Origin of the sequence: Hallerella succinigenes, from assembly GCF_002797675.1 — a bacterium.
Classification (GTDB): domain Bacteria; phylum Fibrobacterota; class Fibrobacteria; order Fibrobacterales; family Fibrobacteraceae; genus Hallerella; species Hallerella succinigenes.
In genome coordinates, this window is sequence record NZ_PGEX01000001.1 from 1144621 (window position 1) to 1167376 (window position 22756).

The following is a 22756-nucleotide window of genomic DNA, read 5'->3' on the forward strand; positions in this document are numbered from 1 at the left end:
GGCGTTATTTGCGCTTACGCCAAACAAGGAGAACACCAGCCACAGAAAGCACAAAGATCGCGACAATAATCCAGAACGAGAACGGATTTCCTTCGCCAAGGCCAAAGGGGAACTTTACGTTCATGCCGAAGATACTCGCCACAAAAGTCGGAATCGTAATGGCAATCGTGACAATATTTAAGGTTCGCATCAACTCGTTCATGTTGTTGTTTACGACACTCGCACGCGCGTCCATCAAGGATGCAAGAATGTTTGCGTAGATTTCAGCCTGTTGCAGACTCTGGCGGTTTTCAATCACGACGTCGTCAAGGAGTTCTCTTTCATTTTCATCGAACTGCATGCCACGTCCCATTTGGAGTTTTTTCAAAAGGGCTTCGTTCGAGTTCAACGCGCTCACGTAGTAAATCAAGCCCTTGTTCAAGGTGAACATGTAGAGCAGGTACTTATTGTCGAGCGTGTTCTGCAACTTGTCTTCGAGTTCTTCACTGATCCGATTGATAATCTTCAAGTGTTCATTGAAGTGGTACACGGAATAGTTCAAAAGCTTGACGACAAACGTATTCAAGCTGTCAATCTTCGAAAAGCGGCGGCTGTCCATCAGCGGAATTTCCGAGTCCGAAAGAAGCAAGACCCAGTCTTCAAAAACAAAGATTCCGAAGGATTCCACGCGGAATTCAAAGTTGTCTTCCGCGGTATAATTGCGAGGCTTCTTAAACACGATCGTCGTAAAATCGTCGTCGTATTCCACACGCGAAAGTTCGTCATTATCGAATGCAGAGGCAATCGTGTGTTCCGCAATTTCGTACTTCTTCACAAGGGCACCCCGCTGTTCCTGGCTGGGGCTATCCATCAACACGATATCCGCGGAATCTTCGTCCGGGGCCTTCGTGATGCGACCGTTTTCGATTTTGTAGTACTTAAGCATACAAGCCTCTCTTGTATGGTGGACGCCAACGAGTGCAAAAATAAAAAAGACCTAGAGCAATGCCTAGGTCTTTCGTTCGATTTGTTTGAAAAATTACACGACGTGACGCACGTGACGGTTGAACCAGGAGACAAATGGAGAGCAGATGCATATGGACGAATACGTACCGACAAGCACACCGAAGGTCATCACCAAGCCGAAGTCACGGATCGAGGAACCACCCATCACAGCGAGAATCACGCACACAAAGAGAGTCGTGAGAGACGTGATGATTGTACGGCTGACGCACTGGGAAATGGAATCATCAATCGTGTTATCGAAGTCTGCAGTACCCTTGAGACGGACGTTTTCACGGATACGGTCGAAGTTCACGATAGTATCGTTCACCGAGTAACCGATCATCGTGAGGAGCGCTGCCACGAGAGCACCGTCCACCGAGAGACCGAGGAGAGAGATAAAGCCAATCGTAATTGCCGTATCGTGGACGAGGCCAACCACAGCGCCGAGACCGAAGCCAAGACCGAGTTTGCCAAAGCGGAACCACACGTACAAGCAGATTGCAATCCATGCGAAGATAACGGAGAGGAGTGCGTTGAAACGGAGTTCATCACCGATTGTCGCACCGACTTCGTCCTGGGAAAGAATCGTGACACGATCGTCGGAGTTGATAGCCTTTATCACGTCTGCACCCTGTTCGCTCTTCACGGAAACTTCGTAAGCGTTAGCGAGAGAAGTACCGCCGACGACGCGAACCGAACCATCCTTCACATTGAACTTGGCGAGGATATCGTTCAAGTCCTTGATGTGATCCTGCGTATCATTGTACTGAACGCGGAACACAGTACCACCGGTGAAGTCAATGCTGAAGTTGAAACCCTTTGTCAAAGCGAGAGCGACGGAAGCGACAATCAAAATGATCGAAACAAGACGGAACTTGCCAGCGTGCTTCATCACGGAGAACTTGGCGTTGTTCAAAGCACGAACGCCGGAACCGATTGAAATCGTGTTGGAGTCCTGCTTAGCCAGCTTGATATCAAAGATAGCGTGGGTCACCGTGAGAGCGGTGAACATGGAAGCGGCGATACCGATCATCAAGGTGAGACCGAAACCCTTCACCGAGCCCGTACCAATCTTGTAAAGGATAAGGGCGGTGAGGAACGTTGTCAAGTTGGAGTCAAAAATCGCGCTGAAGGCACGTTCATAACCCTTCGTGATAGCGGCGCGAGCCTTGTTGCCAGCACGGAGTTCTTCACGGATACGTTCGAAGATAATCACGTTAGCGTCGATTGACATACCAATCGTCAAAACCATACCAGCGATGCCCGGAAGAGTCAGCGTCGCGTTGAACGCCGAAAGAACTGCAGCCGTGATCAGAGCGTTGCAGATAAGACCGGCACTAGCGACGAGACCACCGAAGCGGTAGTACATTATCATGAAAATTACCGTAATCAGAATACCGATCAAGGCAGAACCAAAGCCGGACTTGATGTTGTCTTCACCGAGAGTTGCACCGATCGTGCGGCTTTCAATGATGTTCATCGGTGCCTTGAGAGCTCCAGAACGGAGAACGACAGCGAGGCGGTTGGCTTCAGCCATGTCGTCGAGACCCGTAATCTGAGCTTCGCCGTTCGGGATGCGGTCGCGGATCACCGGAGCGCTGATCACCTGATCGTCGAGGACGATGGCCATCTGCTTGCCGATGTTTGCAGCGGTCACGGCACCGAAACGCTTCGGACCGATGCCGGAGAACTTGAGGCTCACAGCGACTTCGCCGGAGTTCGTTCCATCGCTTACGCGGTACGGACGAGCATCGGAGACATATTCACCGCTCATTTCAGCGCGGCGTTTCAAGAGATAAAGACGCTTTGCCTTGATCACGGAGCCGTTCGGGGTTTCGAAGCCCGAGCCCCATGCGAAGACCACGTCATGCGGAATGAGACTCTGGACGGTGCGGTCGTTCAAGATGCGCTTGATGGTTTCCACCTGTTCCTGAGCGACAAAGCCACCATTGCCGAACGAAAGGTAGAGCGCGGAAAGAGCCGTGCCCTGGGTGGCGGTCGGAGCTGCAGATTCTGCCTTTGCAGAGTCCGTCTTCACGGAATCCGTCTTGGCGACGGCATCCTTCTTTGCAGCGTTTCCGGCAAAGAGTTCTGCATCCGAGAGCGTGTCAGCCTTAGCCGGAGCAGCGGCAACCTTTGCCGTATCGGCAACCGAGCTGTCTGCCTTCGTCGAATCTGCGATAGCGCCGCGGCCAAGGAGGTAATTGTCGATCATCGAAATGACCTGACCGAACTTTTCCTGTTCTGCGAGAATCTTAAATTCGAGCTTAGCCGTAGAACCGACGAGAGCCTTCGCCGTGGAATCGTCCACACCTGCCAGTTCGACATTGATACGGTCGTTGCCGGACGGAGAAATCTGCGGTTCGGAAAGACCGAACTGGTCAACACGGTTACGGACGATTTCAAGCGACTGTTTCTGAATGTCCTTGACGTCTTCATCCTTGAGACCCTTGCCGTCGATCTGGAGCGTGATGCTCGTACCGCCAGCGAGATCTAAGCCGAAGTTCATCGCCTTACTGGCAACCTTCGGGTTTTGCTTGATGTATTCCTTCTTTGCGTCACCCGATTTAGAGTGAACTCGAATGGACGGGATAATCGACCATGCGGCAATAAGGATGACTGCGAGAATGATAATCTCGCGCATTCCAAATAATTTTTTCTTCATCTGATCATTTTCCTTAAAGGCGTAAGAAACCTAAAGTTGCGCTCAAATTTAGTAAGTGACAGTGCTTTTTGTGAGGACAATACCGTCTTTTGCCACGAAATAGCCTGCAACTCCCTCGATCGGAGTGCGTCTGCGTTCATAAACAATTTCGGTTCTCGCCGAAATGCCCGGCAGAGGCACGGGTCCCGGGTACCCCAGGCGGAGTTCAACAAGCGCATTACCCTTGCGACGGCAAAGGAGAATTCCCTGCCCTTCGGGACGAATCGTGAGTTTTCCGTCATACATCGCGGGCTCGCGCTTGCGAAAGGCGAGAATCGTCTTCACCATTCGGAAGGTTTCTGAATCTTCGGCATCGGGCATATCCTGCCACGGGAAACAGCGGCGGTTATCCGGATCCTTGCCGCCTTCCATCCCGATTTCGTCACCATAGTATATAGAGAGAGCGCCAGGCAGGCACAAAAGAAGTGCCCATGCGAGCAGAGAACATTCCGGATTTTTTCCCGAAAGCGTGCGCATACGTGCGGTATCGTGACTGCCGAACAGGTTCATCTGCACTCCGAACAGTTTACGGTCGAACAAGGCCTGGAAACCCCGACAGAATGCGAACAGGTCCTTTTCCGTCCCCGCCGACGTCGTATCGCCCGTTGAAACCGCATCCTTGGAGCGCATTCCCTCCGGGAACAAAAATTCCAAAGCGAGCTTTCGCACAGGATAGTTCATAACGCCGTCAAACTGGTCGCCCTGCAGCCAACGCGTCGGGTCTTCCCAGATTTCGCCCACAATATAAGCTTCCGGGTTCACCTTTTTCACGCGGCGGCGGAATTCCTGCCAAAAGCTGTCGTCGCGAATCTCGTTCGGAACGTCCAGACGCCAGCCGTCAATGCCACGCTTTGTCCAGTATTCGGCCACATGCAGCAGGTATTCGCGGACTTCAGGATTATCCGTATTGAACTTGGGAAGCGGGGCCATTCCCCACCAGCATTCATAATTCGGCTTGCCAGCGTAAGCCTTGACCGGGAAAGAATGAATGTGGAACCAGTTCCTGTACGGAGAGGCTTCGCCTTCTTCCATCACGCTCAAGAATGGAAAAAAACCTCGGGAGCAGTGGTTAAAGACGCCGTCCAGAATCATGCGCATGCCACGTCCATGGACTTCTGAAACGAGCTCGTCAAAATCTTTGAGCGTTCCAAGAACCGGGTCGATTTCCAGATAATCGACCGTATGGTAGCGGTGATTCGCCGCACTTTTAAAAATCGGGCAGAGATACAGGGCGTTCGCCCCGAGCTTTTGAATGTAATCGAGCTTTTCGATGATACCGCGCAGGTTTCCCCCGCAAAATCCGTTCGTCGCCGGTTTGGATTCCCAGTTCTGGAAGCTTCCCAGGCATTCATAATGCGCACTTCTCGCGAAACGATCCGGGAAAATCTGGTAAAAGACCGCAGACTTCACCCATTCCGGGCATTCATTCAAAGATATATGTTCTGCCATAATGCCTCAATTCTAGATTTTTTATGCTCCAAACATTCATTTGGTAGTGAAAAACAAGTAAGGCATCAAAAAAAGACTCCAGAAAATCGGAGTCTTTTGTAAAAATAAGAGAGATATTTAACGGAGCGGACGGCGGGCGCGTTCATCCGTGAGCTTCGCAATCGTCGCCGAAAGAGCTGTATTCGCTTCTAGTTCCTCCAACGAACAAGGAAGCTTGTAAGACCAGTTCTGCGGCCCGACCGTGCCCGGCGTATTCACACGCTCATCCCCCGGATCCTTCGGCGTCCAACTCGAACTGAGCGCAAGGTAATCCTGCATCGAAGGAATCACGAAGAGGCTGTTCGCTTTATAAATATTGCGCATCACCGCTTCGACCATGTCCGGGGTGAGCGCCTGCGGAGCTTCACTCGCCATGTGCATGTGATTTTTCCAGAAGAAGTTTCTATCAAAACCGTCTTCCTGCCAAAGGCCGAGAATCGTCGAAGAGTCGTGCACGCTGGTCGTCGCCACGGAAAGGCGCGGGTATTCCGAAACTTCAAAATACGGCTGACCCGGAGCGTCCCAATTGCGAGCCCAACGTTCCACACGGAGCGAATTGATGGATAGTTCGCCGAGAACGCTCGGAACGCAGTGCGGAACCGCGCCCAAGTCTTCGGCACAGACAACCATATCCGTTTCATTCGCAAGCACTGAAAGGAGCTTTTTACCGTTCGCATACCAGAGGCTATCTTGCGCAGCTTCGTTCGCATGCAAAATTTCGCCGAGCTTCTTCTGCTCTTCTTGCGGAAGGGTTCCGAGGACCTGGGTGTTGTACCAGTACCAATACGGATAATATTCCCCTTCCGGAGTTCCCGGCACAAAGATACGGTTCCAAAGAACCTTGAGAAGCCCATCCTTGATCCACTGTTCTTCGGCGGTATCGAGGACCGCACTTTCGCAGTTGAATTCCGGCTTCAAAATGTAGCGGTCATTTGTACCCGGAAGCAGCTCAAAATACTTGGAGACGCAGGCATCCGTCGCATCGCCGAGGAACGCGCGGAGCTGATTCTTCGACATATTAGGGTTCTGCAGATATTCGATTGTTTCCTTTTTGAAGCCAGCGGAAGTCAGCGTGGAAAGGGAAACCGGAATCGCCGGAGAGAAGTGCCCGAGGATACCCGTGCGCTGGTTCTGCGGAATCGCCCAAATGCGGAAGAATCCGAGAACGTGGTCAATACGGTAAGCGTGATAAAACTTGCTCGCCTGAGCGAGACGGTCGCGCCACCATTTGAAATTTTCCTGTTCGAGGACGTCCCAGCGGTACGTGGGGAATCCCCAGTTCTGTCCGCTGTAGCTGTACATGTCAGGAGGTGCGCCCGCACGATCGTCCAGGGAGAAGTACTGGCGGTTGCACCAAACATCGGCGCTGTCTTCATTGATCAGGATAGGAATGTCGCCTTTAATGCGAATTCCCATTTCCGTCAGCTTATTCGAAGCGACCTTGAACTGGGCTTCGGCCTCAAACTGCATCCAGCACTGGAACAGCGCGTCCTTGTGGGACTTGCGCAAAAGCGCGCTGATGCGGAGAGCGGTCGGATCCCGGTCTTCGCTCCAGCTGCGCCAGCTCGCTTCGCCATTCTTTTCCTTGAGCATGGCGTACACAGCGTAAGGCTTGACCCACGGATTCGCTTCGATCCATTTAGAAAGAGCCACGTTGCGGTTCAGCTGGGTGTAATTTGCGTCAAAAATCTTGCGGAGAATTTCACGTTTTTCGCGTGCGATGTCCGAATAGTGAACCTTTGAAGTCCCTGCATATTTTTTTTGCAGAGCCTTGATATCGGAATCAAAAGCCTCGGCTCCGCGAATGATCTGCAAGCGGATAAACGCCGGATTCAAGGCGAAAGCGCTGCGAGCGCTGTACGGGGAAGACTCATAGCCGGTATCGTTTACCGGAAGAATCTGTATGACGTTCAAGCCACACTTCTTTGCCCAGTCTCCGAACGGAACGAGGTCCAAAAATTCGCCGATACCGACGCTATCCTTGGAATGAAGCGAAAAAACGGGAACGGCGACGCCGCTCTGAAAACAAGAAATATCTCCAAATCTCATAGTTCAAAGATATATTCAATTTTTTACAAAAGGGGGGTAAATCCCCGAAACTTGCGAAAAATCGCAAAAATCCGTAAATAAAAAGCTTCCCGGACTTAGGAAGCTTCAAAACGTTCAAGTCGTGCTCGGTTCTTCCGGGAGCGGATTCTTACGAGGGCGTCCGCGTTTGCGCTTGACTGGAGCCACAGGAACGGTGAGCGAGAGAGCCGCAGCTGCACGTTTTTTGGCGAGTTCGCGTAAACGCTTCGCTTCTTCTTCCGCATGCTTCTTGGCAAAATCCGATTCCGAAATCAGCTGCGTCTTCGGAGCGCCGAATTTTCCGCCGAACGAACCGACGAGAACTCGGCCCGTGCTTTGACGCGGAGGAAGCGGTGCAACCGTCGGCTTCGGAATGGAAACCGTCGGAGCCGGAGCCGAAGCAACCTTTTTCATTTGGCTCGGCACAAAAAGCGTTTTCTTGGGAGCGGCAGAGCGGCGAATCGGCATACTCGGGCGACTTCCGTCGTAATCCGAAATCTTTGGCATCGGGCGGGAAAAAGACGAAATGGAATCGCGATTTTTATACTGTTCCGCGATCATGCGAATTTTTTCCTTTTCCTTTTCGAGCTTTTTCGCAGCTCGTTCCCTTTTTGACGGACGGAAACGGTCGCGTTTGTCTGGATTCACAGGATGCAGAGCGATGATTTCCTCATCGGAAAGGCCTCGTAATTCTGGGGGAACTTCTATAATCGGAAGTTCTTCGGTCGATTTTTTATGCGTCATTTTGATTGAGAAGGGTAAAAAGCTTAAAAATTCAAAACCCGTGCTTTCCATTTAATTTAAAAATTTCCGTTTGTCAAGACCTAGAAATTATCGTTCTATAGTTGTATTTTTTACACAAATGCTTCGATTTACACAAGACATTCTTTTAGCTCTCCGAGCCAGAGCAAATGAAGAAGAAGCCCACTCCATGTCCAAGAGCATGAGGGACTCCTTCGACTTCCTCGGCGTAAATGTCATTCGACGTCGTGAGGCTACCTACCCGATTTTCGACAAGTTCCCGCCGAAATCTGGCGACGAACTGGCCGCAAGAGTTTCGGATATGTGGGTTCAGCCGTATCGCGAAGTGCAGTACGCTGCCTGCGATTATCTTTTCAAGCACAAATCCCTTCTCGGCGGACAGCATTTGAATTTTTTGAAAATGCTCATTAAAACGCGTCCGTGGAAGGATACGGTTGATACGATTTCTACAAGTGTACTCGGTGACCTTGCCTGGAGAATCCCACCGATTCGCCAAAAAGTGGCCACCTGGATTCGCGACCCGAACATTTGGGTTCGTCGTAGCGTAATCCTTTTCCAGTTGCAGTACCGCGACCATACGGACTGGGATCTTCTCAAGTCTTGCTGCTTGCACTGCGCCAAAGATGACAACTATTACATTCGCACCGGTATCGGTCGTGCTCTTTCCGAATACGCCCGCATCAACCCAAATGAAGTTCGTCACTTTGTGATGGATACGGAACTCGCTCCGCAGACTTCTCAGGAAGTGCTCCGCAACATCTAATTTCTCGTTTTCATTTCCAAAAAAGACCGCGAATGAACGCGGTCTTTTTTTTACCTAAATTTTCTGAACCACTCCTTTTGGTGTTGCTTGTACCAGCCTTTGTGCTTTCCATTGTCGCACTTATTTTTTCCGTTTTTACCGCCTTTGCCTTGATTTTTCTTTCCATAGCATTTTTTTGCAGCTTCGCAAACTTCCGCCTGGATTTTCGCGTCGTACAAGGATTTAGCAAGGGCATACTTGAACGAATGGTATTTCTGAACCAGTTTTTTGTAGTCCGAAATCCACTTGTTCACCTTTTGCTTGTACTCCTGTTCCGTCATGCAGTTGGATTCTTCGGTGAGGTTGCCTTTTTTTTTGAAGGTACAGAAGTCGCCGCCCGGTCGACGTTCATTCGCCTGCAAAGACATTCTTTCTTTTAAGAGATTTCGCCAGCTTTCATTCCAGGTTTGATAGAATTCCTTCGCCTGATTGATTAGATCGTGTTTGAGATCGTTGTACGACTTTGCATTTTCGCATTTTTGAGCGTATTCCTCTTCGCTAGAAACGCTGAATTCATCTTCATCATCGGCGTTTTGTGTATGTTCGCTTTGGGAATTTGCGTTCTGGGAAGTTGGCGAATCGTTATCCGTAGCAGAAGCCGACCCGAAATCATCCAAGTCGCCTGCTATCGAGGCTACGATTTCGCCCGTTTCCATTGTGCAGATTTCATCTTCCGTAAAGCCGTTTCCGTACAAATCGCTATCCGACCAGCCGGCAACATTTTCCGCTGAAGTTTGAGCAGCGAGTTCCGTTACATAGCCTTCCACTTCCGATTCGTATGCTTCAGCAGCAGATGCCAAAGTCGCATAATTTGCCTCCGACGATGTATTCGCCGAAGCCGCCGCGGAAGTATTTCCGGACGTTCCTGTGGACGTATTGGTGGATACGGCAGCGCTCGTGTTAGCAGACGTATTTGTAGAAGAAGCTGTAGAGGCATTCGTAGAGGACTCCGTGGAGGTCACTGCCGACGTTGTCGGTGTCGTTGTAGATGTCGTTGTAGACGGCTCGATAACGCCCGCCATCGATTCCGCCACCGAAGAAGGGTCCGAAACCGTTGCCATCACGGTATTTTTCGTGGAGGTATTCGTTATCGTTTCGGGAGCCGCTGCAGTCGAAGTTTCCAATTCCGGAGTCGTAACAGTCGGAATGCCCGCATCAAAAATCACCCCGTTCTCCGCTCGATTGTAGGAATCACCCACCATCGCAAATTCTGGAGTCTTTGCGGCACAGTTCGCATTCGAAACCGATGCTGAATAGCTCATGGACGAGCCCGTGCTTCGTGCTACAGAAACGAACCAAAAAGTGCCAGCCGGACAATCTCCCAAGGCGACCTTATTTTTTGCCATCCAGCCAACCTTAGCGCTAGCCACTTCATCGACGTCATAGTTCTGGGTGATTTCCCCCTGGCTGAATTCAAACACGGATCCAGTCGGAGCGGTATAGCCGATATCCGACCATTTGCTTACTGCCGCATGTTCCTGCGCATAGGCTTCCTGCAAACGGACGTACTTTTTAGCAGCGGAAGCAACCGTTGCCGCTTTCGATTTGGAAAGTTGACTTGCAACCACGGGGATTGCTATCACTGCCAAGATGCCGATGACAGCCACAACGGTCATAAGCTCGACCAACGTAAATCCCTTCTGATAGGCTTTCATACAATCACCCTCCGTTTAAAAGACTCTTTTACTTTAATTTATATTCGCCACAAGTTTGCCGTCTTATTTTTGCAATGGCGCAAACGCTCTTTTTTTCACAGGCTGTGAGCTAATCACAGCGAAACGGGAAAGAAAATCCCAGTCCAAAACGCAAAACCGCCAAATTCAAAACTTCTCTGGAACTTTTTTTATACAGCAATTTGGAATAATCTTTATCCGACCATAGTCAGGCTTTCGACCGTCGCACCGCCCTGGAATTTGGAAACCATTTCCTTTTGGCATTTGCGGAAAAGCCGCTTCCATACAAAAGCGTTTGCGCAGATGGGATAGCACCGATTCGATGTCAAACTTTTACTGGTTATCGTTTTTCTGATAACCGACACGATTCGAAACTGTTTAGAACCTAAACACTCCATTCCGACATTTGAAAAGCCAAACTTTGCAAACTCGTTTTCTAAATTTACGCCATCATGACACTTCGCGAAGCTTTTGAACAAAAAATTCTGCTGCTAGACGGCGGCATGGGCTCGGTGATTCAAACCTACGGCATCCAGGGCGCCAACAACGACATGCTGTCGATTGAAAAGCCCGATGTGATTCTCGACATTCAACGACGCTATGTGGCAGCAGGTGTTGACGTTCTGACCGCAAACACGTTCTCGAGTCAGCGCATTTCCCAGCGCGAATATCACCAAGAAAATCGTATTGCCGAAATGAACCGCGCCGCGGTAAAAATTGCAAAGCAAGCGGCAAGCGACGCGAAGAATCGTCCGGTTTTTGTTTTAGGCGACGTCGGTCCGACAAGCAAAATGCTCTCGATGAGCGAAGATGTGAACGACCCGGCGAGCCGCAGCATCACTTTCGACGAACTCGAAGCGGCTTACTACGAACAAATCGACGTTCTTGTGGACGCCGGCGTGGATGCGATTCTCATCGAAACGATTTTCGATACGCTGAATGCCAAGGCGGCTCTCAGCGCTTACCAGAAAGTCAAGGATAAAACGTCCCGACCGCTCGAAGTGATGCTTTCGATGACGGTGAGCGATGCTTCGGGAAGAACGCTTTCCGGTCAGACGGTCGAAGCTTTTGTGGTGAGCGTCATGCACGCCAATCCTTTGTCAATCGGTTTGAATTGCGGCTTAGGCGCAGACGGCATGCTGCCGTATTTGCGTCGCATGTCCTCGGTCGCACCATGTTACATTTCTTGCCACCCGAACGCGGGTCTTCCGAACCAGTTCGGCGGTTACGACGATACGCCGGAAGATATGGTGAAGATGATTCAGCCCTATCTTAAAGAAAAACTGGTGAACATGATCGGTGGCTGCTGCGGAACGACCCCGGAGCACATGGCCGCCTTCCGCAAGGCGATCGATTCCCTCGCTCCGGATTACGAACGTCGCAAGCCTGTTCACCGCTCTCCGATGCTCATGCTCAGCGGTCTTGAACCTCTCGCTGTCGCCCCGATTCAGAAGCACGACAAGTTGAGCTTCTTTGTCAAAGTCGGTGAACGTTGCAACGTTGCAGGCTCTAAAAAGTTCTTGCGCCTTGTGAACGAAAAGAATTACGACGAAGCGTTGGAAATCGCCCGTACACAAGTGGAAAAGGGAGCTCACGTTGTAGACGTGAACATGGACGACGGCCTTTTGGATGCCCAGAAGGAAATGACGCACTTTTTGAATTTGCTCGCAAGCGATCCGGCGGTGAGCTGTGCCCCGGTGATGATCGACAGTTCCCGTTTTGAAGTGATCGAAGCGGGCCTGAAATGTGTACAGGGCAAGTGCATTGTGAATTCCATTTCGCTGAAGATGGGCGAAAAAGCGTTTCTCGATCATGCGCGGACCGTGCAGCGTTTGGGTGCAGCTGTCATCGTGATGCTCTTCGACGAAGAGGGACAGGCGACCAATTACGATCGCCGTGTGAAAATCGCAGCCCGCGCGTACAAGCTTTTGACGGAAAAGTTGAACTTTTGTCCGAACGATATCATTTTCGATCCAAACGTGCTGACCGTAGCGACGGGCATGGAAGAACATTATGCCTACGCGGCGGACTTTATCCGTGCGACGCGTTGGATTATCGACAATTTGCCTGGAGTCCGCATTTCGGGCGGTCTTTCGAATTTGTCTTTCGCATTCCGCGGAAACAATTATTTGCGCGAAGCGATGCACTCCGTATTTTTGCATCACGCGATTCCGAACGGTATGGGAATGGCCATTATGAATCCCGCCGCCGAAATCGAATACAAGACGATTCCGCTCGAACTTCGCATGGCGATTACAGAAGTCGTATTGAATACATTCCCCGAAGCTTCCGAAGAACTGATCGCGATTGCCCAGCGCATGACCGAAGCGATGCTCAAGGCGAAGGAAACCGGCGAAAAGTACGATCCGAAGGCGATCTTCGCCACGTCCGTCGCAAGTTCTTCGAACGATTTCGCCGAAGTTGCAGAAGCAAAGCAAACAACTCCCGAAGAACGTTTGCAGGAAGCGCTTCTCAAGGGAACTTCCCATACGCTGAAAGAAGATTTGATGCAGCTGATTGAACGCGGAGACAGCCCGGTGGGAATCATTTCCGGGCCTTTGATGGACGGGATGAATGAAGTCGGACGTCTTTTCGGCGAAGGAAAAATGTTCTTGCCGCAGGTCGTGAAAACGGCCCGTACGATGAAAAAGGCTGTGGAAGTTTTGCAGCCCTACATTGAAGCGGGCAAGGATTCAAATTCAAGTTCCCGCGGCAAGATCGTGATTGCAACGGTCAAAGGCGACGTGCATGATATCGGAAAGAATATTGTTTCGGTGATCATGGCGTGTAACGGTTTTGATATGGTGGACCTCGGCGTAATGGTTCCGGAAGATGTAATCGTGAAAGCAGCGATTGAACATAAAGCAGACATCGTAAGCCTCTCCGGTTTGATTACCCCGTCCCTTGAAGAAATGTGTCACGTCGCCACGGCCATGCAGGAAGCCGGTCTTCGCATTCCGATCATTGTCGGCGGAGCAACGACTTCCCCGACGCATACCGCCATGAAAATTGCCCCGTGCTACGATGGTCCCGTTTTCCATGTGCGCGACGCTGCAAGCAACCCGGGCCTTGCAGCCAAGCTTTTAAATCCCGAGACTGCGGAACAAACCATTCAAGAAAACCGCGAAGAACAGAAGCGCATTCGGGACAAGCAGAACGGCATTCAGGCGAGTACCGCAAATGCGATGGCAGCCGCAGAGAAAACTCCGGTCGAACGCCGTTACAGCCCAGACTGGAGCAAGTACCAACCGGCGCGTCCGCCATTTATGGGCGAAAGCAAGCTTCCGCCCATTCCGCTCCAAGACGTCATTTCTCTCATCAACTGGGAATATTTCTTCTACACTTGGAAGGTCAAGGCAGACTGCGAAGAAGCCCAAAAGCTTAAAGCCGACGCCGATGCGCTCATTCAAAGTTTGAATCGACCAGAATACGCCCTACGCGCCATTCAGGCGTTCTACGCTGCAGCAGGCACAGAAAATTCGATCAAGTTCAATACGGGCCGCACCGGCACCGAAGAAGACATTGTCGAAGTTTCGACCGCCCGCCAGCAAAAGCCGGAAGGCATCTGCCTTTCTCTCTGCGACTATGTGGCACCCGTAAACGCAAAAACCGAAAGCGCCTTTAGTCAACCTACCGGCAATGACCTATACCGCGATATCGTCGGTGTTTTTGCAGTGACCGTGAGCGAAGCCTTTGTGAAGCGTTTGGAAAAGCTCAAAGCAGAACAGGGTGGCAGCGACTACGATGTTCTTTTAATGCAAACCGTAGCAGATCGCCTCGCTGAAGCGGGAGCGGAATACTTGAGCAAGGAACTCGAAAAGGAAAACGATTGGAAGGGTATTCGCCCGGCAATCGGCTACCCCGTGCTCCCGAACATCAAGGAAATCTTCAACGTCGCAAAGCTCATCGATTTCGACAGTGTCGGAATATCCCTCACCGAGAACGGCGCTATGTACCCACAAGCGTCTGTCAGCGGACTCTACATCAGCCACCCGGAAGTCCATTACTTTAGCTGCTGATTGTGAAAACGTCAGTCTCGTGCGGAAGGGTTTACGTCCAACCGCACTTCATAGAATTTCTCTGTTGCAATAAAAAAGACCCTTTCCGGAGAAAGAGTCTAAAAACAGAAACACGCTTAAAAAGCTAAATGTTTTCCAATTCTTGTTGAGAAAGTTGGAAAATACTCGCTAGTTCATTCAACGGAACTCCGCTCATTTTAAGACGCTTTGCAAGCTGCAACTTTTCTTTCTGCAAATTCAACTTCATTTCGTCCAATTGAGCCTGTTTTTCACAAATCAGAACATTTTCATTGCGAAGGCGAGCGGCTTCCTTCTGCTGGCGGGAAATTTCCTCTTGAATGCGAACGGTCTCTTCTTGAAGGCGAGACTTTTCCTTTTGGATGCGGGCCTCCTCCTCGCGAACGCGGGCGGATTCCTCGCGAACGCGGGCTTTTTCGGCGCGGAGTCTAGCGGCTTCCTCACGGATGCGGGCGTCTTCTTGTTCGCGGTAACTCTGTATCGCGTAAGCGTCCCACTTGGCTTTCTGTGCTGCGTCAATCATCTTCTGTTCCTCTTTACTGAATTTAGCTAATTCAGCGGTACGGAACAAGAGCTCGAAAGAGGAGCCTGTATACTTCGAAGGCATCTTCCGCAATTCCTTGATATGGCATAGCGCGTAAAGGCACTTGTCCAGGTTCGTTTCCAGTTCCTCGAGCTTCTTTCTGAATTTCGGGAGTTCTACGAACACGAAGTTCAGCGTCCGTGAAATTCTTTTGCCATCCTTTTCGCGGAGCATCGCTTTCCGGAGATACTTGTCCTGTTCGTCAAATACGCTGAACTCCATGAACACCACCGTGATCACGGGATCCAGGCCGTATTTATAACCGCGTCCGCGATCCCCTTGCGAAACGACGGTCTGCGCCGCGTAATAGATCGCGCGGTTCACGATATTTTCCTGTTTCGCGATCTGGATCTCGATAATGAATTTCCGATTTTTGGAATCCACGCAGTGCAGGTCAAAAATCGTCGTGCGGTTTTCGTTCGATCCGTCATTATGCTCCTTGTCGCGGGACTGTACGTCTTCAATCGGTTCGTCGATTTCGCCTTCGAGCAGCGCGTTCAAAAGTTCAATCAGGCACACCTTATTTTGCGTATCGGGATTGAACGCCTTTTTAAAGGTCAGATCCAGCAGCAGGTCCGCATAAACACCCGAGCCCTTGTAATCCTCGTAATTGTCCGCTATCTTCGTTGTCTTCATTTTTCTTCTTCAACGGGAACGCCCCCGCAAAGCAGGCGAAGATTTCCTCACCTGTATTTAAAGACGCTCGGGACCGACATTTTTCTACCGGAAAGTGAAAAAAAAAACTTCAGCTTTAATTTCTTTAAAACCTGGCAGATATCCAGCCTGCCCATGCTCTAAATATTTTCGCCCTATTTATAACGTGATTGAATAATAGAAAGCACAGAAATTAAAAAGGCGCCCCACTTTCGGAGCGCCTTTTCAGTTTCAAGGTTTGCTTCAGGACTTCGTCCTTCGCAATGACACATAATCGTATGTCTTAGGCTTTTACCGTTGTGAATGCAAAAGCTTCGCCATCAGCATCATTAACTTCGAGGCCATCGGCAGCGGCAGCCCACTTGATAGCGACCGCTTGAGTTTCGCCTGCGATGTAAGCTTCGTTCTCCGCCACGGCCTGCTTGAAGACTTCGCTTGCAGAGGACAGCGTCACTTCTTCAAATCCTTATCCCTAGAAACAATATATGCAGCATCGATTGTTTCTGCAAGAGTGAGCAAGTAAAGGTCTTTGGGATCACGAATTGGGGATTACTACTTTCATTTTGCGTATCGGACAGCGTTGACTTCCGCCATCCAAACTTTCGGATAAGTTCACTAAACAGGTAACGTATATTTTCTTTCGCAAATTCCTCTAAGGGAGTAAAAAAAATAGGATGTTCCAATTTTTAGATTTGAAATAATCACAAATCAACCTAAAAAGGACCATCCTATGGACAACAATATAATCAAAATCGACGAAGAAGGCCTCAAGAACGACCTGAAAGGAGTCATTAGAAAGACCATCGAGGAAACCCTCAACACGATGCTGGACGAGGAAGCCGCGGAGCTGTGCAACGCGGAAAGGCATGAGCGGACTGACGAGCGCAGGAACTACCGCAGCGGTCATTACCACCGCAAGCTTCTGACTTCCGCCGGAGAGGTCGACCTGTCCGTACCCAAGCTGCGCCTGGCCCCGTTCGAGACCGCCATCATCGAGCGCTACAGACGCAGGGAATCGTCCGTGGAGGAGTCTCTCATCGAGATGTACCTGGCGGGAGTATCCGTGCGCCGCGTGGAAGACGTCACGGAGCTCCTGTGGGGCTCTCGGGTCAGCGCCTCGACCGTCAGCAACCTGAACCAGAAGGTATACGGCAAGATCGAGGAATGGCGAAACAGGGCCATAGGCGGGGAATACCCCTACGTGTTCGTTGACGGCATCTACCTGAAGCGCAGCTGGGGCGGCGAAATGACCAGCGTCTCGGTACTTGTCGCGATAGGGGTGTCCGAAGACGGCTACCGGGAGATACTCGGAGCATGCGAGGGCGCAAGCGAAAGCAAGGAATGCTGGCGTAGCTTCCTCGTAAGCCTCAGGGAACGTGGCCTGAATGGCGTCCGGCTGTTCACATCGGACAAACACCTGGGCTTCCTGGAATCGGCCTCGGAAGTGTTCCCGGATGCGAAATGGCAACGCTGCATGGTGCATTTTTTCAGGAACCTGATGACAAAGATCCCTCGCAACAAGCTCGCTTCGGCCATGCCCCTGCTGAAGGCTACGTACGCCCAGGAAGACAAGGAGGCGACACTGAAAAAGGTTGCCGACGTAGAACAGAAACTGCGCGATATGGGGCTAAAATCCGCCGCAGACCTTTACCGCAAGGGCGTGATGGAGACGCTGACCTATCTCGACTTCCCGCACGAACACTGGCGCAGCATAAGGACGAACAACATCCTGGAACGCCTGAACCGGGAGATACGCAGAAGGACTCGGGTTGTGGGTTGCTTCCCGGACGGGGAATCTGCCCTGATGCTTGTGTGCGCTAGGCTAAGGCATATCGCCACGAAGGAATGGGGTACCAAGAGATACCTGAACATGAAGCATCTTTACGAGATGGAAAAGGAGAACGAGCTGAAACGGGAACAGGAAAAGGACGGAAATGTAGCCTAGATCTGATGTTGGGACAAACTATTTTTGCGAAAAACCCTTGACACTACCACTAAACAGAGACCAATCCTTTTCGGGGACATCCAGATAAATTCCTTTTGCCGCTTGCTCCGCTAACATATTATACCTTTGTGTTAAAACCTACAATCAACATATATTTTCCTTCAGAAGAAATGCAAGTTGCACCCACAGAAAAAAGCCTAGAATTAAGCAAAAAGACCGCAGCGGTGAGCTACGGTCTAAATTTTTTGGGGGCGTTCCCCACTTTGTGGGTCGGGCTGTCGCGGTATCGCACGGCAATTTTACAAACAACAACAAGGTCGCCGTGCGTCCGTTCAGCCTTTGATTTCGTCATTCCGGCCATTGAGCCGGAATTGACTCGTCAAAGTCCGAACCCTTCGGGCTTCCATCCCTAACGCGAAAAGCTACATTTTTGATCCTAAATTAATGGTTTCTATTAAGCTTGAAACAATACTTGTTGGAAACAAGCCATAGGCAACCAGAATGACCGCTGTTGAAACAATTAAGATGGTGGGAATAATTCCTAACCCAAGAAGTAAGAAAACGCACAAGCTCCACTTCTTTGAAAATTGCATTGGCTCTATTTTTCTCCGACTAACAGTCCCAAAAACCTCCGAAACCAATTGTGCGGCGGTGAATTTATTTCTGCCAAATATAAATTTATTCTGAATAACAGCGAGAATCCGCATGATATACTTAATAATACATACAATCGAAACAACAATGAGTGCAAAAAACGATATGGAATACAGCCATCCGCCAACCGATATTTCTTGGAAGCGCAATCCAAACAATTGCGTTGATGAAAAAAGGGTGGATGTTACAAGAAGAGCGACAAAGAAGATAAAGTACCGCATCAAACCATCGGATTGAACTTCTGTTTTTGCTCGTTCCCAGTCATATTTTAGATTATGGGACATACCTTCTTCAAAATAAGCAAGAAGTTTCATTACAGAAATCTTCTCACCATCACCCCAAAATCGATAATCTTTCCATTGCAATGAAAGTTCATAAGTTGCTGCTGCATCCTTGTGTGCCAACATATCCAATATCGCCATTAGTTTACAATCTTCTTTATCACTCAAGTTCAATCGAACTTCAAAGAATGCTTTGGCTTCTGCAGCGGAATGAAATACGATGCCGCAATTTTCCTTACCATCTGTTTCATTCCCTTTGTTACAAAAACGATCCTTATTTTCAAAATATCGCCTCAACGCAATCGTTGCACCTCGCAAGTCGTCTCGCCATTTCTTGCGTTCTTGGGTGATGTTTTCGATGGCGTTCTTTTTGTCGGCGGTTGATTTTGTGATAAAAGCCGTAATCAAGGCTGAAACAATGCCTATTAATGCTGCCGTAATTTCTGAATTCATATTTTCCATAATAATCATCTATTTCTTAAATTTTCGCGACCGAGCTTCGCGCAGGTTGGGGGTGGGGCTACTGCCCTTGGCGGTTGCCTACAGTCAGTCCCGGAGACAACGAACAGAAAACCCGTAGCGCTTGTAGTCGTAGTTCAGGCTCGCATCGTCATTGCTGTAGTACAAGTACATGATGTACGCGTAGCTGCCATTGCTCTCCGTAGAACTCCAGAAGTTCGCGCCGTAGCCGTAGTAGAAGTAGGCGTAGTTGTAGCCGCCAACAGGCAGCGCCGAAAAACCGAAGGCGTCCGTTCCATTACCATTAGAATTCCATCCGTTTGTTGCTTTGAGCATTTTTCCTGCCGTTGATTCTCCTCCTACATTCATGAAAAGGGTTTCAAATTCAGTCCTGGTCGGCAGGTGCCATCCGCTGGGGCAAATTCCACGCACAGGGTATGTGGGCGTGCAAATCTTGCCATATCCGCAGCCTTTTCCTCTGGAACTGAATGTTCCAGCACTATCCATGGCGGCAGCCCAGGTGTATACGCGGCCATATTTAGCGCAACTGTCCAAGCTGTTTTTTAAACACCAGTTCCGTTTTTGCATTCCGGGGTAACTGACGCTATCGGAATAGTTCAGGTTTTCCGCCATCCAGGTTTGAGTTCCGATAGTGACAATTTTATACATCTTTTTATCTCTCCTATCCAACAGATACCCTTCAGGAACAATAATTTCTGAACCCTGCCATACCCCTTTTTTACAAGTATAAATGGAATCGGTTGTGCTAGATATGAGCCTTATGATTTCATTCCCTTCTGTATAGCTGACACAACCCTTATTCAGGGAAATTTCCTGTTCATTTACAGTTCTAAAGGTGTCTGCATCACAGACATATTTGTTTGTTGAAGTAACTTCTCCAAAGACAATTGAACCGTCTGTAAGACATATTTTTCCATAGGTGTCATACTCTAGCACAGTTGCAACGTTCCATTTCTCAGACTTGCAGATGTAATACACGTCGTTCATTTTTTCGACGGCACCATTCTTTGCCGTGGTGCAATATCCTAGTTCATATTCTGTAGCGGTGATCTCTTTCCAAGCTTTATTTTCGCAGATGTAGTACTTGCCGTTGAGCGGATGTTTTTCACTTTCGCGAATGGTGACGCACGCGCCGTAGTTGTATTCCACATCGTTCTTGCTTGCACGCCACGCCCCGTTTTCGTACACGTAATGGTTCGAGGTATCCACGCTGCCTGGCTTGACGGCTCCTTCCGTCCCGGCATCCCAGCCGTAGGTGTCGTATTCTAAAGCCGTTGATTTCGTCCAGCCGCTTGTCTTGCAGGTATAGTAGGTGTTCCCGGACTTACCCACTTCATTCAATCGGCTTGTGACGCATGCGCCCAGGTTGTTTTCGATTTCACTTGCAGATGCCCGCCACGCCCCGTTTTCGTAGACATAATACTTGTTTTCATTTACCTTGCCTATGCGGACTTCGCCGTCGTTGCCCGCACCGAACTGGTAGGTGTCGTATTCCAGCATGGTGGCCTTGCGCCAGTTCTTGCTGTCGCAAATAAAGTAGGTGGTGTCGATTTTACCTATTTCGCCATTGCGGGCCTCGGTACATAGTCCAAGGGCCGTTTCGTTTTTCGCCACGGTCCACTTGCCGTTTTCAAACACATAGTAAGTCGCCGTCACGTTTCCTTTCTTGACTTCGCCCTCTTCACCTTCGGCCCACTGGTAGGTGTCCTTCTCGAAATCGGTCGCCTTCTGCCAACCTGTGGCCTTGCAGATGTAGTGGACTTTGTAATTCTTGCTCTTGGCGTTCCTGTTCTGGGCCACCACATCGTAGCGGGTCGAGGCGCAGCCGCCCAGTTCGTAGGCGTTGTTCCAGTAAATGGTCAGGTAGTTCTCGTAGGCGGGAATGTCCAGGATGTTCCAGCTCTTCACGTTGGCCCGCACGGAACCGCCGTCAAAACCTTCGGCCCAGTCCGCCATGTCGGCCTTGGTCTGGGCGTCGTTCCACTCGCCGTCACCGGCCATGTCCTGCTTAAAGTCGGCAATGGCCTTCTGGATTTCGGCTTCGTTCCTGTCGCCAATGAAAAGCAAAGAAATCGCCATCAGGGTGGCATTGACATCGTGGTTCGTGCTGGTGGATGGCACGAATGTTTTCAGGTCTTCGGAATACTCCACCGTCGTCGCAAAACCGAACGCCGTCATGATTTCATAATCCGCCTGTTTCTTGGCAGCAAACACGCTGTAGCCCTTGTTCACCAGTTTTACGGCGCGGTCGTATTCCAGGTGGGTCAGCAGGTTGATGTTCACCTCGGTGCGAGTGGTAAGGTCCGTCAAGGCGCGGAGCGTCATGGAATCCTTGCTCCATTCGCCGGTCACTTCGTTGCGCCACAGGCCACGGACTTCAAGCACCGCGTAGGGATAAACCAGATTTACCTTCGGAATCACGAAGTCGCCCTTGTTGCTGGAAATTTCATCGATGTATTCGCGGCCCGTGTAGGTCAGTGCGTCGTCGTGCAAAAGGACTTCGCGGAGCGTCAGGGGCGAATCGAACTTGAAAGGACCCTTCTGCGCCGCACCCAAAATGGACGCGTTCTTCACGACATAGCCGTCGGCGGTCTCGGGTACCCACTTTACGGAATCGCATCTGAAGAAGACGGAATCCTTCTTGACCAAAATGCGCTGCTTGGCGTTGCCTGCGTGGCACTGGGGCAAGTCTTCCTTGGTAGGAACGATGTCGTAACCCAGGTAGGTATCGTCCTTTGCCCAGCCATCCGCCTTGCACGTAAAGTAAGAAGAATCGGCCAGCACCAGGGCGCGTAGGCCGATGGCGCTGGAATCGCAGGCGACAAGTTTGTCTTTTGACTGCACTTCGATGTAGGACTCACGAACCGAAGAACTGGAGCCGTTGCCGCTTAGCGGGTCGTCCACTGTGGAACTGCTAGATTCCGGGTCGATGCCCGGAACGATGCTGGAAGAAGACTGCGCCGGGTCGGGATTCTCCGGCAGGGTCGTGATGTCGAGCCAGTTGTTGCCGGAACACAGGTAGTCGATGGATTGCGCCGTGACATACACGGTATCCCCTTCGCGGTCGGGGGTGCAGGCTCCAAGGTCGTAGATAGTGGAAACTTCGCGGACGGGGGCATCTTCTGCTCCGCTGGACTTGCTCCCGCTATCACCACCGCAGGCGGCAAGCACAAGGACCGCCATGGATCCTATCGCTAGGCTCCAGGAGGAAGACTTTTTCGGATTTGGCATGGTTTTCATGGTGTTATCCTCGATTTATAAATGCGGCAAGACGCGCCGTGCAAAAGTGCAGGCGTGTTCGTGTTGCGGAGGCTCTCCGCAAAAACTTGGACTGGGTATCGCGAATCCGCAAGGGCGAAATCGCTTATATTATGTATAGAAAAGTTTACACGGGGGGGGTAACGCTACGCGGTCAAGGGCCGACGGGAGGTGCCCTCCGCGGCAAACAAAACCAGGCCCGCCTTTTGAAAGACAACGGCGGATTATGTAGCTCGTGCGCGACATATATACCCTAAATATAACCCAAAATTCCGCGTAACCGCATGAAATGTTTACAAAAGAGACCGGTCTTGAGATGAAAACGGCGATGCTCGCTATTTTTTAAAGAAAAAGGTATTCCAGGTTATAATGCATAAGGTTAAG

The 22756-nt window shown here is 50.4% G+C and carries 13 protein-coding genes; 3 read left to right on the forward strand and 10 right to left on the reverse strand.

Annotated features, from left to right (window positions below):
* Positions 1–4: 4 nt before the first annotated feature.
* The 5 genes from BGX16_RS05145 to BGX16_RS05165 form a co-directional block, all read right to left on the reverse strand.
* Positions 5–925: a magnesium transporter CorA family protein gene (locus BGX16_RS05145; RefSeq protein WP_100425088.1), complete on the reverse strand. Its 921-nt coding sequence runs from the start codon at positions 923–925 to the stop codon at positions 5–7.
* A 93-nt stretch (positions 926–1018) separates the two neighbouring features.
* Entirely contained in the window at positions 1019–3649 is a 2631-nt protein-coding gene (gene secD, locus BGX16_RS05150; RefSeq protein ID WP_100425089.1) for a protein translocase subunit SecD, read from the reverse strand.
* A gap of 48 nt (positions 3650–3697) precedes the next feature.
* Positions 3698–5137: a glycoside hydrolase family 13 protein gene (locus tag BGX16_RS05155; RefSeq protein ID WP_100425090.1), complete on the reverse strand. Its 1440-nt coding sequence runs from the start codon at positions 5135–5137 to the stop codon at positions 3698–3700.
* 117 nt (positions 5138–5254) lie between these two features.
* A complete protein-coding gene (locus tag BGX16_RS05160; RefSeq protein ID WP_100425091.1) occupies positions 5255–7225 on the reverse strand; it encodes a 4-alpha-glucanotransferase in 1971 nt (656 codons plus the stop codon).
* Between the two features lie 114 nt (positions 7226–7339).
* Positions 7340–7987 (reverse strand): hypothetical protein, encoded by a 648-nt coding sequence (locus tag BGX16_RS05165; protein ID WP_157797877.1) that lies wholly within the window; start codon positions 7985–7987, stop codon positions 7340–7342.
* Positions 7988–8105: 118 nt separating this feature from the next.
* Between BGX16_RS05165 and BGX16_RS05170 the strand changes: the two genes are divergently transcribed.
* Positions 8106–8768 (forward strand): DNA alkylation repair protein, encoded by a 663-nt coding sequence (locus tag BGX16_RS05170; protein ID WP_100425093.1) that lies wholly within the window; start codon positions 8106–8108, stop codon positions 8766–8768.
* 50 nt (positions 8769–8818) lie between these two features.
* Here the strand turns inward: BGX16_RS05170 and BGX16_RS15075 are convergent, their stop codons facing one another.
* Positions 8819–10462: a type IV pilin protein gene (locus tag BGX16_RS15075; RefSeq protein WP_100425094.1), complete on the reverse strand. Its 1644-nt coding sequence runs from the start codon at positions 10460–10462 to the stop codon at positions 8819–8821.
* Between the two features lie 470 nt (positions 10463–10932).
* On the opposite strand from BGX16_RS15075, the gene metH reads away from it, so the two are divergent.
* The gene (gene metH / locus BGX16_RS05180; protein WP_100425095.1) at positions 10933–14499 is read left to right on the forward strand and encodes a methionine synthase; all 3567 of its coding nucleotides are present in this window, start codon (positions 10933–10935) and stop codon (positions 14497–14499) included.
* Positions 14500–14623: 124 nt separating this feature from the next.
* Here the strand turns inward: metH and BGX16_RS05185 are convergent, their stop codons facing one another.
* The gene (locus tag BGX16_RS05185; protein ID WP_100425096.1) at positions 14624–15736 is read right to left on the reverse strand and encodes an Rpn family recombination-promoting nuclease/putative transposase; all 1113 of its coding nucleotides are present in this window, start codon (positions 15734–15736) and stop codon (positions 14624–14626) included.
* A gap of 301 nt (positions 15737–16037) precedes the next feature.
* Positions 16038–16208 (reverse strand): hypothetical protein, encoded by a 171-nt coding sequence (locus BGX16_RS14535; RefSeq protein ID WP_157797878.1) that lies wholly within the window; start codon positions 16206–16208, stop codon positions 16038–16040.
* A 276-nt stretch (positions 16209–16484) separates the two neighbouring features.
* Here BGX16_RS14535 and BGX16_RS05195 point away from each other — a divergent pair, with 276 nt between their 5' ends.
* Positions 16485–17699: an IS256 family transposase gene (locus BGX16_RS05195; protein WP_100424606.1), complete on the forward strand. Its 1215-nt coding sequence runs from the start codon at positions 16485–16487 to the stop codon at positions 17697–17699.
* 422 nt (positions 17700–18121) lie between these two features.
* Here the strand turns inward: BGX16_RS05195 and BGX16_RS05200 are convergent, their stop codons facing one another.
* On the reverse strand, positions 18122–19087 hold the full coding sequence (locus tag BGX16_RS05200) for a hypothetical protein (protein ID WP_157797879.1): 966 nt from the start codon (positions 19085–19087) through the stop codon (positions 18122–18124).
* Between the two features lie 93 nt (positions 19088–19180).
* The gene (locus BGX16_RS05205; RefSeq protein ID WP_241899460.1) at positions 19181–22354 is read right to left on the reverse strand and encodes a fibrobacter succinogenes major paralogous domain-containing protein; all 3174 of its coding nucleotides are present in this window, start codon (positions 22352–22354) and stop codon (positions 19181–19183) included.
* Positions 22355–22756 lie beyond the last annotated feature (402 nt).

Excerpts from the sequence above, each read along its gene's own strand:
- BGX16_RS05145 (WP_100425088.1), bottom strand. The coding sequence starts at position 925 with ATGCTTAAGTACTACAAAATCGAAAACGGTCGCATCACGAAGGCCCCG.
- secD (WP_100425089.1), bottom strand. The coding sequence starts at position 3,649 with ATGAAGAAAAAATTATTTGGAATGCGCGAGATTATCATTCTCGCAGTC.
- BGX16_RS05155 (WP_100425090.1), bottom strand. The coding sequence starts at position 5,137 with ATGGCAGAACATATATCTTTGAATGAATGCCCGGAATGGGTGAAGTCT.
- BGX16_RS05160 (WP_100425091.1), bottom strand. The coding sequence starts at position 7,225 with ATGAGATTTGGAGATATTTCTTGTTTTCAGAGCGGCGTCGCCGTTCCC.
- BGX16_RS05165 (WP_157797877.1), bottom strand. The coding sequence starts at position 7,987 with ATGACGCATAAAAAATCGACCGAAGAACTTCCGATTATAGAAGTTCCC.
- BGX16_RS05170 (WP_100425093.1), top strand. The coding sequence starts at position 8,106 with ATGCTTCGATTTACACAAGACATTCTTTTAGCTCTCCGAGCCAGAGCA.
- BGX16_RS15075 (WP_100425094.1), bottom strand. The coding sequence starts at position 10,462 with ATGAAAGCCTATCAGAAGGGATTTACGTTGGTCGAGCTTATGACCGTT.
- metH (WP_100425095.1), top strand. The coding sequence starts at position 10,933 with ATGACACTTCGCGAAGCTTTTGAACAAAAAATTCTGCTGCTAGACGGC.
- BGX16_RS05185 (WP_100425096.1), bottom strand. The coding sequence starts at position 15,736 with ATGAAGACAACGAAGATAGCGGACAATTACGAGGATTACAAGGGCTCG.
- BGX16_RS05195 (WP_100424606.1), top strand. The coding sequence starts at position 16,485 with ATGGACAACAATATAATCAAAATCGACGAAGAAGGCCTCAAGAACGAC.
- BGX16_RS05200 (WP_157797879.1), bottom strand. The coding sequence starts at position 19,087 with ATGAATTCAGAAATTACGGCAGCATTAATAGGCATTGTTTCAGCCTTG.
- BGX16_RS05205 (WP_241899460.1), bottom strand. The coding sequence starts at position 22,354 with ATGAAAACCATGCCAAATCCGAAAAAGTCTTCCTCCTGGAGCCTAGCG.